Origin of the sequence: Corallococcus sp. 4LFB, from assembly GCF_046520365.1 — a bacterium.
GTDB classification, from domain to species: domain Bacteria; phylum Myxococcota; class Myxococcia; order Myxococcales; family Myxococcaceae; genus Corallococcus; species Corallococcus caeni.
Genome location: NZ_JBKGHJ010001127.1, coordinates 1 through 863, shown reverse-complemented (window position 1 = coordinate 863; position 863 = coordinate 1). Strand labels below are relative to the sequence as shown.

Annotated in this window: 1 protein-coding gene and 1 pseudogene; one reads left to right on the top strand and one right to left on the bottom strand. The window is 72.5% G+C overall.

Going from position 1 to position 863, the window contains the following annotated elements; genetic code table 11:
- Window positions 1-250: pseudogene (locus ACLEQD_RS44495) on the top strand (hypothetical protein); the annotation flags it as partial.
- On the opposite strand, the gene ACLEQD_RS44490 reads toward ACLEQD_RS44495, so the two are convergent.
- Window positions 240-767 (bottom strand): hypothetical protein, encoded by a 528-nt coding sequence (locus ACLEQD_RS44490; RefSeq protein WP_410391943.1) that lies wholly within the window; start codon window positions 765-767, stop codon window positions 240-242. The pseudogene ACLEQD_RS44495 and the gene ACLEQD_RS44490 sit on opposite strands and share 11 nt — an antisense overlap.
- Window positions 768-863 lie beyond the last annotated feature (96 nt).

Below are 863 nucleotides of genomic sequence, written 5' to 3'. Positions count from 1 at the left end.
GCTTCCGGGCCGCGCGGGTGGCGGCGGCCACGCAGGGCGGCTCATCGTGCTGGGGTGGGCGGTGTCGCAGGCGCCCTACCTCGTCTACCCGCACCTGACGCTCCAGGGCGCCGCGGCGCCGCTGGTGGTGCAGCGGCTGCTGCTCGTCGCGCTCGCGGTGGGCCTGGTGACGGTGGTGCCGTCGCTGGTGCTGCTGTTCCGCGTCTTCGGGCCCCGGGGCCAGGCGCCCCAGGCTCCGCCTACGACTTGAGCACGGGGAACAGGGGCGGGTGCACGACGCGGGGCTTCTCCTCGCCCCGCGCCACCAGCACGCGGGCGCCTTCGAGCAGGTCCTCCGCGTCCAGGGCCTCCACCACGGTGCGCGCGGCGGTGTCGGGGTCCATCACGCGGCAGTGCACGCGCATGACGCCGGCCTCCGTCTCGCCGCCCTCCACCTCGCCGTTGCCCGTCCAGCCGAGCGCGTCCGTGAGCAGCTCCTCCACGGCGTTGCGCTGCTCGAAGTCATGGCCGGTGCCCTTGCCCTGCACGGTGTACTCCACGAGCAGCACGGCCATGGCGTCCGGCTCGGGCTCGTCGTAGCCGGCGTCCACCAGGGCTTCGGCCTCTTGCGCGATGACCATGTCGGGGTCTTCGTCCGGGGGGACGGGGACGGCCTTCTGCTCGCCGCCGTCACCCACGGTGCCCCAGTGCACGGTGACGACGCCCTCGTGCTCCCACGCCTCCCAGTAGCGCAGGGTGTCGCCGTCCTTCTTGTAGAGCTTCAGCAATGCGTGGCCCTCATTCGCGCGGACTCCATACCGCACCCGGGCCTAAGTAGGCCGCCAGAAGTTCCGAGACAAATTCCGGCCGCATGCCCAGCTTCC